The organism is Ignavibacteria bacterium (genome assembly GCA_016707005.1).
Classification (GTDB): Bacteria; Bacteroidota; Ignavibacteria; order Kapaibacteriales; family Kapaibacteriaceae; genus UBA10438.
The window spans coordinates 301,475-316,337 of sequence record JADJIQ010000004.1 but is presented as its reverse complement, the minus strand read 5'-3'; the positions used below and the strand labels follow the sequence as shown (position 1 = coordinate 316,337).

Sequence of the window (14,863 nt, the reverse complement as noted above, 5' to 3'; positions counted from 1 at the left end):
ATGGAACCAAAAGATCCTACGTGGGACGATACAGGCTTTGAGCCTGAAGAAGATGGGTTTATGCGGTCTCGGACTGAGGCTGAGGATGGGACTGTTGCTAAAGTGGATGGGATGAAGAAGGGTGTTGCAGAAGATGGGACAGAAGATGGGACAGAAGATGGGACTAAGGATGGGACGGAGCGCAGGCGAGTAGATGCTGTGCCGCCAATGTCTCCGTTGCCGGAGCCGCAGCAACGGCGAAGAAGGGGTGCCTTCTTTTGGCTTGGCATCGTAGCAGGATTGATCCTGTTCATCGCGCTGATCGGAGGCGGTTACTACTACCTCAACATGCCTTCTGTTGAAGAACAGGCATTCATAGCACCAGAGGTCACTCCAGCAGAGCCGGTGGTTCCCACAGTTGATACGGCTACTATTGCTGAAACACCTGCCGACACCGTTGTAGATAGTGTCCCAGCTCCAGAGCCGTTGTTCGCTGAAGCTGAACCTCCGGCTCAACCAGTGGTGAAGACGCCGACGGTAGAGCCGAAACCAATTGAGGAAGTGAAACCAAGTCCGAAGCCTGTGAAGCGTCCGGCAACGCCTACAGTTGCAACAACTCCTGCAAAATCGAACGTAGGTGCGATGTGGGTTGTACAGGTCTTCTCAAGTCCTTCTCGCGACGATGCAGATGAGTGGCTTCAAACCCTGCGTGAAAAACGTGTTCAAGACGGGTACATCGTTGAGCAACAGCTCCGTGGTCAGCCGTGGTATCGCGTGCGCTTCGGGCAATTCAGCACGAGGGAAGATGCTGAGGCAGCAGCGGTGAACCTTGGATTCCGCCAACCGTGGATCGCCCGTATACGATGAGCAGATATCACGATAGTCCTTCTGTTCAGATCCGATTCGAGTGGAACCCGAATGCGGTGAGAGGATTCATCGTGGCTGTGATCATCATGTCCATCATCTTGCTGGTCTCGATGTGTACGAGCTATTCGCCCCCTGAAGCAAGTACGGTCAAGACAACAACACCGGTAACGCTCCTCATTCTTGGTGAAGGAGACGGCACTGGGGCACGCAAGGGGAATCTCTCTCAGGAAGGGGCTTCTCAGCGCGGACAAGAGACACAGAACCCGCTGCAGGATGCTCAGAGATCGACCTCTTCGGTCGGTAAGACGCAGGTAGCGGATCCAAATCAATCAGCACGACTCATTGCCACAAAGGATGTTGGTAAGGACGGGAAGCCTCATGAAGGCGATGCGGCGGACCGAACGGTAGGCACCAAGGACGGAAGTAATGACGGTACCGGCTTGGGGTGGGTTGGGAGCGGTCCGGGCAAGGGTCTGGGATACGGAGACATCGACTGGGGCGGCGGAGGTAATCGAACGGTCGTTAGCAAGGTGCTCCCAAGGTTTCCGCCCGGCACACTCAATACGGAGGTCAAGCTTCGTTTCCGCGTACTGGCCGACGGCACGGTGAGTCTCGTTTGGCCTGTCCGACGGGGTGGAAACCCCAAGGTGGATCAAGAGGCCATGCGTGTCCTCAAACAGTGGCGATTTAACAAACTTTCGTCCGGAGTAGAGATGGAAGGAACCATCACCTTCGTGTTCAAGAACTCATGATCTCCGAGCTCGAGCTTCTCTATACTGGGCTCCATCCGGTGGCAAAGGTTGCCGTTGTGGTGCTGGCGATCCTCCTCGTTCTTGCCATTTTGAAACGACTTTTAAAGCTCGGGATTTTGGTCGCCATCCTCCTCATTCTCATCTTTGTGCTTCGCGCCGTGATCAACGATCTCGGATAACGCGTCTCGGCACTTCATCCACTCAAAACAGCCTCAATGTCCTATCGCATCGCCGTCATTGGAACCGGGTACGTTGGTCTAGTCACCGGGACGTGCCTGGCGGATGTCGGCAACTCGGTTCTCTGCATCGACGTGGATCCAACAAAGGTGGAACGTCTCAGCAATGGGGACATTCCGATCTACGAACCGGGTCTTGATCTCGTTCTCGAACGGAATATTCGTGAAGAACGGATCACGTTCTCCCTCGACCTTTCGGAGGCCGTGAAGACCTGTGAGATCCTCATGTTCTGTCTTCCTACACCTCCGGGTAAGGATGGGGAAGCGGACCTCGCAATGGTGATGTCCACCGCACATAACGTGGCTGAACTCCTCAACAAGCACAACATCACCGAACCTCGGATCGTGATCAACAAGAGTACGGTGCCGGTGGGAACGGCTGCACGTGTTGCTTCCATTTTTGCCAGCGTTGCACCGGAGCGAAGAGTGGACGTTGTGAGCAATCCGGAATTCCTTCGGGAAGGATTTGCCGTTGATGACTTCATGAAACCGGATAGGGTTGTCGTTGGTACGTCGAGTGTCTATGCCGCCGAGATCATGAAGGATCTCTATGAGCCGTTCGTTCGTGGCGGAGCACCGATCCTCATCTTCGACGAAAAGAGTGCCGAAGTAACGAAGTATGCTGCCAACGCCTTTCTTGCCGTGAAGATCTCGTTCATGAACGACCTTTCCGAATATTGCGAACATGTTGGTGCCGACATTGAAAAGATCCGTCTCGGTATCGGAACCGACGGACGAATTGGCAAGCGATTCCTCTTCTCTGGGATCGGATATGGCGGTAGTTGCTTCCCCAAGGATGTTAAGGCCATCATTCACGCAGCAAACGAAGCCGGATCGCCCCTTGAGATCGTTGAAGCCACAAAACATGTGAACGACCGGCAGGTTCGCCGATTCATCGATCGGATCCTTCAGCGTTTCGAGAACAACGTTCAAGGTCGCACGTTCGGTGTATGGGGCTTATCCTTCAAACCCAATACGGATGATGTTCGAGAGGCACCAGCCTTTGTTATTATCGAAGCGTTGTTAGCGGCTGGAGCCAACGTACGAGCCTATGACCCTGAAGCGCGTGATTCAGCTCGCCGCGTCTTAGGAGACAGAGTAACCTATGCCACGTCTCCGTATGACGCGATCGACAGCGCTGATGCACTTGTCATTGCCACTGAATGGAATGAGTTCCGCAAACCGGATATTCTGCGGATGAAAGATCTCCTGATCCGTCCATTGATCTTTGACGGACGGAATATGTATCAGCTGGATGACATGGCTGCTGATGGCTTTGAGTACCACTCTGTGGGTCGGGCTTCGGTCACGCCTGCAACTTCAACGGATCTCGAAGACTAGCGCCGACGTATCGTTCGGCCGGTGATGGTGCGAAACGCACGATGTTGCTTGCGAGCCAGCCACCAGCGTTTGAGTTTGAGGAACAGCAGCCGTATCAAAACGGCAAGCGACAGTTTCTGCTTGAAACTCCCAACATCTAACATGTTGCGAAGCTGCATTCGCTCTAGGTCGCTGATCGAGAGATCCTCTGTGCTGCCCGTTGGTTTGTTCAAGATCGCATCAAGTGTCCGCTCGAGTTCCTTGGCCGCCTTTTCAAAGCGTGATGCGTCGATCTTGTTGTACTTCATCAGTAGTATCAAGTGATCGTATAATACAGCCGCACGTTTGATGTCCTCCACCTGATGCTCTTCACGCAATGCTTCAAGGAGAGACTCGGCAAGGTCTTCAAGCTCGGCAACCTTGTCTTCAGGAAGAGAGAACATCTCTTCAGGCGCGATGTCGTCAACGTTCACATATACGGCGCTAAGGTTCTGGATCTCCAAACCATAGTGTTCCGAAACAAAGGCGCCGAGGCGCTCTGTGAGGTTGTCGATCTGCCGTTGTAATAACCCAAGCTGCGAGCGAAGGGCCTCTTGACGAAGGTGACCAGACGCCGTGGATGACTGCAGCTCGATGTCGCGCTTCTGTTTCATGAGCTCACGCAGACGTACGGCATCATCGTTCGACGACTGAAACACCTGATCCTCAATGACCTTTGCATCCACGTGCATACGGGCGTTGCCGATCTTGACGGTGTTGACGGTGATGTGATCACCCATCTGTTCCTTCAGTCGTTCCAGATCGATATGTGCTACGCCGTCAGTAACAACAAGGATCTGCGACTGACTCAACTGACTTTCATGCGAGATATCATCGATCGCTGTCTGTAGCGCCTTCTGAAGCACGGTCCCATTTCCAATGGCATTGATGTGCATCACATCCGAGATGAGCCGGTCATAAGACGGAACATCACGCGCTGTACGGAGCTCTCCTACGGTGAGGTCGAACGTCCTGAAGAAGATCGTTCCAAGCTCACGCTGGTTCTGCTGGAGGAAGAGGTAGACGATGGCCTTTGCGAGGTGAATGCGGTAGTGCTGCCGCATTGAGCTTGACGTATCAAAGAGGATGTAGACCTTCTGCTTGCGATCATCCGGAGCGAAGCGGTCACTCTCGGTCTGATAGCGAAAGTTGCGCGGTGATCGTGCGCGGGGCATCCATAGGGATCGTTCTGCAAGCCGACGTAGGAACACCATCTCGGGAAGAAGGTGCTGTGCAGGATAGATGTACCGTACCTCAGTGACGCTTCGGATAAGATCTGCTTCGTACTCCTTTGCCTCCGGGACATTCGGAATCAGGATTTGATCCAGGTTGTTGTCGGTGGCTGAAGGATCATTGAGTTCAAGGATCGGTGCCAATGCCCGCGCAATGGCATGCGTCTTATCCTCCAGAATACGGGCTATCTCATAGATGATCGTGAACTCATCCGGCAGGTGTTCTTCTACCGTATCGAAAAAGCCATACTGCTCCATGTTGGAGAAGAATGATGAGATTTCGATGGAAGAGCGAGACATCGTCTACGAACCTATGCGCTGGAGCTCTCGCTCTACAATGATCATTGTCTGTTGAAGAGTCTTTTCAACAGAATTCTTCAACTCGCGGACTTCATCGCACACGGGCACAAAGTCCACCAGGAACTGTTCGAGCAGCTTCCTGTTCTGTTCATGCGGCTGTTCGCTGCCGAACTTCTCCTTAACCCACTCCAAGAACGTGCGCCGGACCGGTGATTCAGCAAATCGAGAAAGGGGCTCCAGCATGATCTTCGGATCATCCTTGATCTCTCGAAGGAGGTCCGTGAAATCGAGAAGGATCGTCACTTGGTCGAACCCGCGCGAAGCCGTCAATGAATTGAGAACGGTAGTATAGGCCTTCTTGAAAAGAGCCATTTCTTCGGGCAGGCCAACCGTTGAGAAGATGAAGTACAGGCGGCTTACATCGTCATGTACGACGTTGGTTCGCCCCTTGAGAAGAGCAAGTGCACGAAGGAGGTCAAGAGACTTTGCCTGGGTCCGAGGGGAGATGTAGAAGTCTGTTCCCTCACCACGTTTTGCGTGTTCGCTGAGCTGCCGATTACGAAGAAACTCAAAGTGACGGATCACAATGTTCGTGAAATACAGCAACTCGTTGGTGATCGCGATCTGGAAGTCGTCACTACGGCCAGTGATGATGCGATGCATGTGCTGCAGTCGCGTAAGGGGGATCCGCTTTTCAGGTACTGCCGGACGTCCGCCGTGGACGAGATACCGCTGAGAGATCTGATACTGAATGAAGGGATCCTTATCAGGCAGGATAACGGCCTTGAACAGGAATCGGTCTAAGAGTGCTTCCGTTACCTCGCTCACGCGGAGATAGTTTGTAGCGGCGATCACGGAATGAAGCGGTGACGCTACATCCTGGAGTCCACGAAGCAGGCGACGTTCATTCAGAAGCGATAGGAGGGCACGAAGGGTGAAGTCATTCGCATCAAAGATCTCGTCGATGAAGCCAAAATCGCTTTCTACGAGCGAACCCTTCGTATTGTGAATGATGCGGCCTGCCTTGAGTTCCTCGAGGTCCAGTCCTCCAAAGAATGTGTCCGGCTGTTGTTCCTTACTGGCCTGGACTCGAAAAAGGCGAGCCCCTTCAAACATGCTGAAGATCTGCTCCGCCAGCAGGGACTTGCCCACGCCGGTCCGGCTCTGAAGCAAGGCGTGCTCGGCCGTGAGGAGGGCACAGAAGGCCTGCTCGATCACTTCCTCCCGATTGATGACGCGTTGACCAATGAACCAAGCAGCATCCTTGAGCTCCTTGGCGATCTCCTCAATGGAGTGAATCACATCCGTATCCTGCTGCACCGCAATCCTCCCAAAATGATCGTTCCACAATATACGCGACGTGCCAAGAGGTCGCACGAATTGCGCTACCTTTGCTGTGATGGACAATGATCGCCCCCTCCTTTCCGAGGCCCTGGAAACAAAGATCGCAGGGCTCCCCACCAAACCCGGCGTATACCTGCATAAAGATGCAGAGGGGCAGATCATCTATGTGGGAAAGGCAAAAAGCCTGCGAAACCGCGTCCGGTCCTATTTCCAAGAGGGACGTCCGGTAGACGCTAAAACCAAGGCACTCGTTCGAAAGATCGCCGACCTCGAGGTGATCGTAACAGACACGGAAGTAGAAGCGCTGATCCTTGAGAATACACTCATCAAGGAGCATCGGCCGAAGTACAACATCCTGCTCAAGGATGATAAGTCCTACCCCTATATCCGGATCACCAAGGAAGAGTATCCGCGAGTGTTCAAAACGCGACGGGTGGTGCGCGATGGAAGTAAGTACTTCGGACCGTATACAGACGGTACCTACCTCTATTCACTCCTCAAGACCCTGCGGTCGATCTTCCCATTACGATCTTGTGAGCTTGCACTAACGGATGCAACGATAGATGCCGGACGGTGGAAGGTCTGCCTTGATTACCACATCAAGAAATGTGATGGACCCTGCGAAGGTCACATCGATCGAGAACGGTACAACGAGTACATCCGTCAGGCACAACAGGTTCTGAACGGGCGCACCAAGGATCTGGAACGTCAGCTCGAAGATCGCATGATGCAATTGGCAGATGATCTACGATTTGAAGATGCTGCAGTTGTAAGGGGGCGCCTCGACCGATTACGGGAATACACATCGAAACAGAAGGTCCTTGCTACCGACGATACAGATCGAGACGTTTTTGCGCTTTCACGTGCAGAGGGTACGGCATGCACCGTTGTATTTACAATACGCGATGGGAAGCTCATTGGGAAACGGCACTATTTCATTGGAGGGTCGCGGGATCGGTCCGATTCTGAGATCTTGAGGACCACTATCGAGCGTTGGTACCTCGAAGCAGAACACTTCCCAGACGAAGTGCTCATCCAGACCGAGATCGAGGATGTGGACGTTTTAGCCGAGTATCTTCGGGAGCAGCGTGGGAAGAACGTTGAGATCCTCGTGCCGAAGATCGGAGACAAACGAAAATTGCTTGCAATGGCAGAGATGAATGCAGATGTGTTGCTTCGAGAGTTACTCATGCAGCAGGCGCAGAAGGATCAGTCGATGCCACGTGCGATCCTGTCCCTGCAGCAGGACCTGAGAATGGAGCGAATGCCGCGCAGAATAGAATGTTTCGACAACTCTCACATGCAAGGAACCGATTATGTCTCATCCATGGTGGTATTCGTGGATGGTAAACCAAAGAAGTCTGAGTACCGACACTTCAAGCTTCGTACAGTGGAAGGCAATGACGACTTTGAGGCGATGAAGGAAGTGATCACGAGGCGCTATAGCAGAGCGCTCGAAGAGGGAACAGATCTTCCGGACCTCGTGATCATCGATGGAGGGAAGGGGCAACTCTCTCACGCTATGGAGATCTTTGCCTCACTCGGATTGATAGGAAGATTCACGGTTGTCGGCCTTGCAAAACGTTTGGAAGAAGTCTTCGTGCCCGGGCAGTCCGTGCCACTGTATCTCGCAAAAACATCGGCGAGTTTGCGACTCCTGCAGCAAGCGCGCGATGAAGCACACCGTTTTGCGATCACGTATCACAGAACTTTGAGAGACAAGCGAACATTACAGACCGAACTCACAGAGATCCCGGGTGTTGGTGAGGCTTCCGCCCAAAAGCTTCTGTCGATCATTGGGTCGGTTGAACGAGTTCGCGAATCGACATACGAAGTCCTTGCAGAAGTAGTCGGCAAGACGATGGCAAAGAAGGTCTTCGATCATTACCATGCTGCGGAGAGAACTACGTGACGCCGCTGATCCTCAGATTGATCAACACTCTTGAAGAACAAGAACAAGCTACGTGGCATCCCTACACAGTGCCCGGAGCGTGGGTCGGAGCACACACGCCGGTGACATTCTCTTCCGGTGCGTCGTATCTCCTCCATCAATTGCGCCGGCTCGATGCCATACGACGGAAGAGAGATCAGAAAGCAACCTGGTCATTGGACCGTGCCGTTGCCTACAATGCGATGGTCCGACAAGCAACGTCGTATGATCATGGTCCAGGTACTGACAAGGATGGATGGCGCTCAACAGGAACCTTCCTCAAACTCCTTGGACTCATTCCATACCTACACTCGCTTGACGTGGATACGCTCGTTCTTCTTCCGATCACAGAGATCGGTGCCATTGGACGTAAGGGGCAACTTGGTTCTCCTTATGCCGTGAAGCATCCGTTTCGGTTGGATCCTCAACTGGCTGAACCGTGTATTGACATGTCCGTTGATGATCAGGCGCGTGTTTTTATCGAGATATGCCATTTGCTTGGTATGAAGGTGGTGTTGGAGACCGTTCTTCGTACTGTAAGCATCGATAGTGAATACGTACAAGGACATCCAAATTGGTTTTATTGGGTCGATGAGTCGAAGCTGGGATCGATCGAGTCATTCCGCTCACCTACGTTCACTGCCGATGAGTTGCGAACAATGCATGAGAAGGTAGAAGGGGGCGACTTCACGCATCTTCCTGAGCCGTCAGAAGCATATCGCACGTTGTTCGATGTAATGCCGATGAAGGTGACCAAGGATGAACACGGTTGGAAAGGTATCGGTCCCCAGGGCAAGATCCTTCGAATTCCCGGAGCATTTGCGGATTGGCCACCGGACGATCCACAGCCGGCATGGAGCGATGTAACCTATCTGCGTCTCCATGATCATCCAGCTTATCGCTACATGGCCTATAACACGATCCGGATGTTTGAACGTGATCTCGATCGATCGGACTATCGACAGACATCGTTGTGGAATACGATCGCCGGGATCATTCCGCATTACATCCGCATGTTCGGGATCGATGGTGCCATGATCGATATGGGGCATGCACTGCCAAGAGATCTGCGATCGCGGATCGTCTCCGAGAGTACGGCGTTAAAGGCCGACTTCATGCTCTTCGAAGAGAACTTCCATATCACGGAAGTTTCCCGCTCTACCGGGTACGACGCAGTGATCGGCTATTTGCCATTCGATGCACATGATCCGCAGAAACTGTCGCGGTTCATTGACAGAGTGTCAGCGAACGACATTCCGATCAGGTACCTTGCTACTCCTGAGTCCCACAATACCCCCCGTGCTGCCGAACGACTACCCCAACGAGCAGGAGCTGCGCTATGGCTCTTCCTTCGGTTCTTACCGAGGGGTGTCTCGTTTCTCCATGCCGGCGTAGAACTCAATGAGACACGGCCGGTAAACACCGGGTTAGGCTTCACCCCCGAAGAGATCGCAAAGAACCCTACGTCAATGCTTGCATTGTTCAATGATGTTCCGCTCCCATGGGATACAGGAGTTGTTCATGCTGAGTGGTTGATCGAGAAACTTCGTCAGTTACAGGCGATGGATGTACTCTCAGTACTTCGTGACGATGACGGCGTGCAACGGGTTGATGTTGACGACCCCGACGTTGTGGCATACGTCAGGCATGGGTCCGGAAGCCGACGAGGAATACTTGTTGTGGTCAACATCAAGGAGTCTGCTCGAACCATCCGCATTCAGATATCACGTACACCCGGACTCCTATTCGCAGCTCCGACCAAGGGCGTTCATGTGCATGCAGGGGAGATCTCGATAGACATTGGCGGATCAGACGTTGTGGTGATCCCAACCCTGCATCGGGTTACCAGCGCCTAACCCATGACACCATTGGAATAACGGGCCATGATGAGGCTTCTGCGCCACTTGCAGCAATTCCTGTAACCGTTAATCCAAACTCAAACGCCTGAACGGCATCAAAGTATCGGGCCGTGACGGTGATCGGTACGAACGTCATCGTTCGCATGAAGAACACCTCTCCGCAGATCTTCCAGTGATATCCCAGTCGTCGGTCATATCCCACACCAAAGATCGTAGCATCGGCATTGTAGGAGCCTTCATACCCTGTGGTGTGATACTTGAACGCATAGCCGAGGTATGTGTTCAGCCGACTGTCATCATTACCCCAACCAGCCGTCGCCCATAAGGCATTGAAGGTGATCTTCGATTCGAGCTTTTCAGACACATCTTGATCGTAATAACTTTGGCCGAGTTGATAGCCCCCTCCAACAACGATATCGGGGCTAATTACAAAGCCAGCCTTTGCACCAAGCGACCATGCTGCGCTCCACGAGGCATCATAGCCTGAAGCGCCAAACCATCGATTCGGCAACGGCAACACGCCCCCGATGGTGGCCATGACGTTGTCCGTGATGCTGTAGCCGCCCGTAAGACCGAGAACATCATATACGCCGCTCGTGAATGTCCCCTTTGGAGGGATCACGGCCGTTGGAAGGAGAATGCCGCGGAAGGTGGTAGGGTCTGAAAGAGCCACGCGGAAGGTATCGATAGCGCCCCGACCATAGACGGTGGCATAAAGCGTCTCCGGATATCCTTCGATGTCGAATGCTAATCGAGTCGTTACTCGACCTTCACGAAGGGCACTGAATCGGATGAGGAGTTCACGTTTTTCACCTGGTTCTACAACGAATGACGATTCGCTTAGGAGTTCAAAGGACGAAGCATCGGGACCAACATTCTTGATCGAACGGATGCGTACCGGAGTCTTTCCGCTATTGTAGATGAGTCCATCAGCCACCACGTCTCGCGATTCTCCTACGTCGAGCACGCCGCAATTCAAGAATTCTGCCTCTGCTGACAGAATGTTCCCTCGTGCCGGGCCACTGATTCGTGCGCGAAGAACGCCGCCGGTAACCTCAGCCACGATCAACGCGGCACGTTCACCAGCCAGATTCGGCGTAAATGAGTATTCAATATCGATACTGTCCCCGGGCGGGATCACAGCTCCCGGAAGTGTTCGTAGACCAAAATGACGTACTTCTGAACCTTCGATCCTCAGACGATCAAGGCGGATCGTGTCAAGAGTGCCATTCACAAGACCACCGCGGATCACGGAGTCAATCGATTCTCCAACCGGTAGTTGACTGAATCGCACATTGCGAAGCTTGGCCTTGGTGAGAAAGATGGCCCAGCTCGCGTCACTGGAGTCTGCCTGAAGAATTGCCGGACTGATCTCATAAACGCCAGCCTCGGACTCTGAGGTTCGAAGTGCAAGACGCGAACCGTCTGCAGAGAACGAAGGGTTGTAGTCTACCTGTCGCATTTCGTAGATCATCACGCCCGTGGCTGTTTCGTGAACCGTTACACGACCCAAAGACGACAATGCTACACGTGAACCGTCTCGGGAGCAGACCGCCGTCATCACTCCGCCAACACCAAGCGTCCGTTGCATGGTCACAATGTTTTCACCTGAAGCAATATCAACGATCGATGTCTGATCTTTCCCGGTCTCGAGTACAACGCGAGAGCCGTCGGGGAGAAACGTCACATAAGAGTTGTCATTGACGTATTGTCTCTTGGCGATCACACGTTGTACCAGCCCTTCGGCCACATTCCATACAACAGCAGTACCATTGGCAGCCGTAGCCACGATCTGCGTGCTCGATGGTGAAAATGCTGCTTTGATGAATTGTGTTGGTGTTGATCCCGTAAGCCGTTGTCGTAAGGTCCCGCTTCGAGCATCATAGATCGAAATGCTGGAGTCTCTGCTACATAGGGCAACCATGGATCCATCCGGAGAGATGATCCCACTTTCGATGTCTCGTGTATTCTTCGGAAGTCGGGCAACGGTGAGCCCCGTTACACAGTCGATCACACGTGGTCGGTCATCCCAACCGCCAAGCACGAGAGCTATTGTACCGTCCGCATTCGGTGAACATGTGATGAGTTGTGTTGAAGGGGCTATCTCTGCCGTCCATTGTTGTTTGCCGGTGTTCAGATCATAACTCGCTAGTACACCAGTGAGTCCCCACGTGAGGATCGATGTACCATTTCGAACAACTGCATAACGGACGCCGGGGAATGTATGGATCACGTCACCGGTGTTTGCATCCCTGATTCGAACGAGGCTGTCCACAGCGGAACGTGCGTCCTTCTGGACCAGTGCCGCAGATGCAAGCCTAGTTCCATCGCCTATAAATGTACATTGCTCGATGCGTACGCCCCGAATAACGGAAACTGGTTGCATGCGGATCTCATCAGGAACCACCTGCGAAACACGCAATAAACAGGAATCGCTGGAGATCGATGGTGCGTTCCAAGGGATATCATGTCCGGTTGCCCGTTCACTAATAAGCGTCCAGGTGTTCCCAAGATCATAGCTTACCTCTACACGGACGGGTAAGTCTGCCGGTACTCCGTCATAACGAAGTTCCTGTTTGGCATGCGCAGGAATTCGCTCACCGCCATTCGGATATACAACATGGATCGTTCGGTTAAGAGGCCTCCCAACGGGCTTTCCGGAGCTTGTGTAGACAGTGGGTAAGGGGCAGGGTGTTGCCGAGAATTGAATGCGTCCAACTGCATAGATGCTGTCTCGATGTTCGCTCACAACGGTGAACATTGCAGAGTCTAATGCGTCGATCACGATCGGAAACACGATCTCTACTTCTCCTCTCATCACTCGCACGGGTGACAAAGATGTGACCTTGACGCCAGTAAGGGTGAGTGGCATTGATCCAGCGCGTATCGAGATGCGTTGTTGAGGAGCCCCCTTCTCAAATCGAAGGGAAAGAGGTTTGATCGATGCCTGTGTGACGGAAGAATCTGGGGTAGCAATGATCCGTCTGATAGATTCCTTTGAGCTCGACAGAACAAGCACACGTTCTTTAGAACATGATGGCGGCAGCTCGGCTTTGGCTGAACAGCTCAGTGGCGATGTAGCATCTGCGTGGATGCGACGATAGGCCATCTCTGCCTGTTCAACGGTAGTGACATTCTCAAACCACAAACCACCGGACTCTTCACTGAGTGTTCGTAAGGATTCTGGCATAGACATGCCAAGCGACACACAGTAAACAGTGATCCCATTGAGCCGCGCTTGTTCGATCATGTACGATGTGTTCGCCGTACCGATGCCGTCGGTGAGAAAGATGAGAACACGCTTGCCACGACCTGTGGCAGCCATCGACAATCCGCCGATCTCTTCGGTAAGAAGTCCGGCATCATAATCCGTTCCTCCCCGCGGTGTGAGTGCAGCAATTGCTTTCATTAAAGCGGCGGTATCGGACGTAAAATCGGACACCAATGATGCCTTGTGATCAAAGGCCGTGATAGCACAATCAGACCCTGCTGAGAGTGCACGTATCCATGCATATGCCGCAGAACGAGCCAATGTGATGTTTGGGCCACCGCGTACCATTGATCCGGAGATGTCGATCGTGAGTACCGATGACAGCTCAACAGGCGATGGTGGTTCCGGACATACGACAGATGTGATCGGAACGATCTTGCCATCAATGGTGAGTGTGAGCATCGAAGGCTCTAGTGCAACACGTCCGTCCGATCCTGCAGCATATTGAACAAGATCTACGGTCAGAACATCTCTTGCATCGAGGGTGGCCTTGCGGACATGAAGATCCAGAGATTGCCCGAACAGCGGTCCGGCAGTAAGGAGGACGACGAAACAGACGAAAAACGATCGGATCATGGTGTTACGCGTTCTGTGGTGCGGGTAGCGGCAAAAACCCGACGAATGTCTACCATGGCAGTGGACAAAACAAGGGAGACCGAGACGTTCCGTGCGAGATGTCGAGATGCTTGTTCGATCACGGAGAGTACAGCTGAAAAGTCGGCTTGACCAAATGCTGCTGCGAATCTCTCAAGGGCAGGGCGGTGATCGACATTCACAAGTGGAGCCCCTTCTCCGGCAAGTGCAATTGCTTGTGCATCGCGAAGCCACAAGGCAAGCAGCGAAAGAACGGCGTCGGCACGGGACTTATTCCTGCCATCGGCTGCCTCTTCAACAGCATCCATCAATCCGTTTCGGAAATCCTTCCCTTTCAATGCGGCACGAAGAATATTCACCGCCGTTTCACGAAGCGCTCGAATATCTTCTGAGAGGTAGTCGATCGCTCTCTTCAGATCTCCTTGTGCAAAAGGGGCGATGATCGTTGCTTCGTCACGCGTGCATAGTTCGCGCTTAACAAGTGCTGCGATGATATCATCGTCGTCTAGTGGCGGGACGATCAATTCCTGGCAACGCGAAACGATGGTTTGAAGAAGACGCTCGGGCCGAGCTGTAGTCAGGATGAGTGTAACATCATCGTGAGGCTCTTCCAACGTCTTGAGGAAGGCATTTGCAGCTTCTACGGTCATCTCTTCGGCATTGAGAATGATCACTACACGCCGTCCGCCTTGAACGGCAGAAAGTGAGAGAGAACGCTTCAATTCGCGGATCTGACCGATCCGGATCTGGGTGGCATTTGCGAGTCGAATCGGGAGATAGGCGTCACTTGCCAAGCCCTGTATTGCCTCTCTTAGCTCCGTGATGACCTCATCCTTGAGTTCATCCTCCGTGTCGGCCTTTCCGCTCGGCAGCGACGCCACGATGCGGATATTCGGATGTTGCAGGGTAGCCCCCTGTATACATGCATGACAGGTCTCGCAGGGGGCGATGGTCGTTTCCGTGGCCACCGGACGTTCACAATTGACTGTGCGAGCAAATGCGAGAGCTAAGGCTACGGTTCCTGAGCCCTCGTGCCCTGTCAGGAGAAGGGCGTGCGGGATGCGGTTGTCCAGAATGCAGCGTTGAAGCATCTTCTGAACCCGCTCTTGGCCGATGATCGTGTTCCATGTCATGACCACG

At 53.1% G+C, this 14,863-nt stretch carries 10 protein-coding genes; 6 read left to right on the top strand and 4 right to left on the bottom strand.

Annotated elements, in window-relative coordinates; genetic code table 11:
• The 4 genes from IPI29_07985 to IPI29_07970 are packed head-to-tail and all read left to right on the top strand — an operon-like array spanning nucleotide 1 to nucleotide 3,175.
• Nucleotides 1-846: an SPOR domain-containing protein gene (locus tag IPI29_07985; protein MBK7412478.1), complete on the top strand. Its 846-nt coding sequence runs from the start codon at nucleotides 1-3 to the stop codon at nucleotides 844-846.
• The gene (locus IPI29_07980; GenBank protein MBK7412477.1) at nucleotides 825-1,598 is read left to right on the top strand and encodes an energy transducer TonB; all 774 of its coding nucleotides are present in this window, start codon (nucleotides 825-827) and stop codon (nucleotides 1,596-1,598) included. Before IPI29_07985 ends, IPI29_07980 begins: the two co-directional genes overlap by 22 nt.
• Nucleotides 1,595-1,777, top strand: coding sequence for a hypothetical protein (locus tag IPI29_07975; protein MBK7412476.1), 183 nt, complete (start codon nucleotides 1,595-1,597; stop codon nucleotides 1,775-1,777). Before IPI29_07980 ends, IPI29_07975 begins: the two co-directional genes overlap by 4 nt.
• Nucleotides 1,778-1,813: 36 nt before the next feature.
• Complete coding sequence (locus IPI29_07970) at nucleotides 1,814-3,175, top strand: UDP-glucose/GDP-mannose dehydrogenase family protein (GenBank protein ID MBK7412475.1); 1,362 nt, start codon at nucleotides 1,814-1,816, stop codon at nucleotides 3,173-3,175.
• Here the strand turns inward: IPI29_07970 and IPI29_07965 are convergent.
• Together IPI29_07965 and IPI29_07960 are read right to left on the bottom strand one after the other, a co-directional pair.
• Nucleotides 3,172-4,725 (bottom strand): VWA domain-containing protein, encoded by a 1,554-nt coding sequence (locus tag IPI29_07965; GenBank protein MBK7412474.1) that lies wholly within the window; start codon nucleotides 4,723-4,725, stop codon nucleotides 3,172-3,174. The two genes, IPI29_07970 and IPI29_07965, sit on opposite strands and share 4 nt — an antisense overlap.
• A 3-nt stretch (nucleotides 4,726-4,728) precedes the next feature.
• Nucleotides 4,729-6,045: a MoxR family ATPase gene (locus IPI29_07960; GenBank protein MBK7412473.1), complete on the bottom strand. Its 1,317-nt coding sequence runs from the start codon at nucleotides 6,043-6,045 to the stop codon at nucleotides 4,729-4,731.
• A 79-nt stretch (nucleotides 6,046-6,124) separates the two neighbouring features.
• Between IPI29_07960 and IPI29_07955 the strand changes: the two genes are divergently transcribed.
• Both IPI29_07955 and IPI29_07950 read left to right on the top strand, forming a co-directional pair.
• Nucleotides 6,125-7,981: an excinuclease ABC subunit C gene (locus IPI29_07955; protein MBK7412472.1), complete on the top strand. Its 1,857-nt coding sequence runs from the start codon at nucleotides 6,125-6,127 to the stop codon at nucleotides 7,979-7,981.
• Complete coding sequence (locus IPI29_07950) at nucleotides 7,978-9,855, top strand: alpha-amylase (protein MBK7412471.1); 1,878 nt, start codon at nucleotides 7,978-7,980, stop codon at nucleotides 9,853-9,855. Before IPI29_07955 ends, IPI29_07950 begins: the two co-directional genes overlap by 4 nt.
• Here the strand turns inward: IPI29_07950 and IPI29_07945 are convergent.
• Complete coding sequence (locus IPI29_07945) at nucleotides 9,842-13,705, bottom strand: VWA domain-containing protein (GenBank protein MBK7412470.1); 3,864 nt, start codon at nucleotides 13,703-13,705, stop codon at nucleotides 9,842-9,844. The two genes, IPI29_07950 and IPI29_07945, sit on opposite strands and share 14 nt — an antisense overlap.
• The gene (locus IPI29_07940) at nucleotides 13,702-14,856 is read right to left on the bottom strand and encodes a hypothetical protein (GenBank protein MBK7412469.1); all 1,155 of its coding nucleotides are present in this window, start codon (nucleotides 14,854-14,856) and stop codon (nucleotides 13,702-13,704) included. Before IPI29_07940 ends, IPI29_07945 begins: the two co-directional genes overlap by 4 nt.
• Between the last annotated feature and the right edge of the window lie 7 nt (nucleotides 14,857-14,863).

Bases quoted from the DNA above. Each gene is read 5' to 3' on its own strand.
- IPI29_07975 (MBK7412476.1), top strand. From the start codon at position 1,595: ATGATCTCCGAGCTCGAGCTTCTCTATACTGGGCTCCATCCGGTGGCA.
- IPI29_07970 (MBK7412475.1), top strand. From the start codon at position 1,814: ATGTCCTATCGCATCGCCGTCATTGGAACCGGGTACGTTGGTCTAGTC.
- IPI29_07985 (MBK7412478.1), top strand. From the start codon at position 1: ATGGAACCAAAAGATCCTACGTGGGACGATACAGGCTTTGAGCCTGAA.
- IPI29_07965 (MBK7412474.1), bottom strand. From the start codon at position 4,725: ATGTCTCGCTCTTCCATCGAAATCTCATCATTCTTCTCCAACATGGAG.
- IPI29_07955 (MBK7412472.1), top strand. From the start codon at position 6,125: ATGGACAATGATCGCCCCCTCCTTTCCGAGGCCCTGGAAACAAAGATC.
- IPI29_07940 (MBK7412469.1), bottom strand. From the start codon at position 14,856: ATGACATGGAACACGATCATCGGCCAAGAGCGGGTTCAGAAGATGCTT.
- IPI29_07945 (MBK7412470.1), bottom strand. From the start codon at position 13,705: ATGATCCGATCGTTTTTCGTCTGTTTCGTCGTCCTCCTTACTGCCGGA.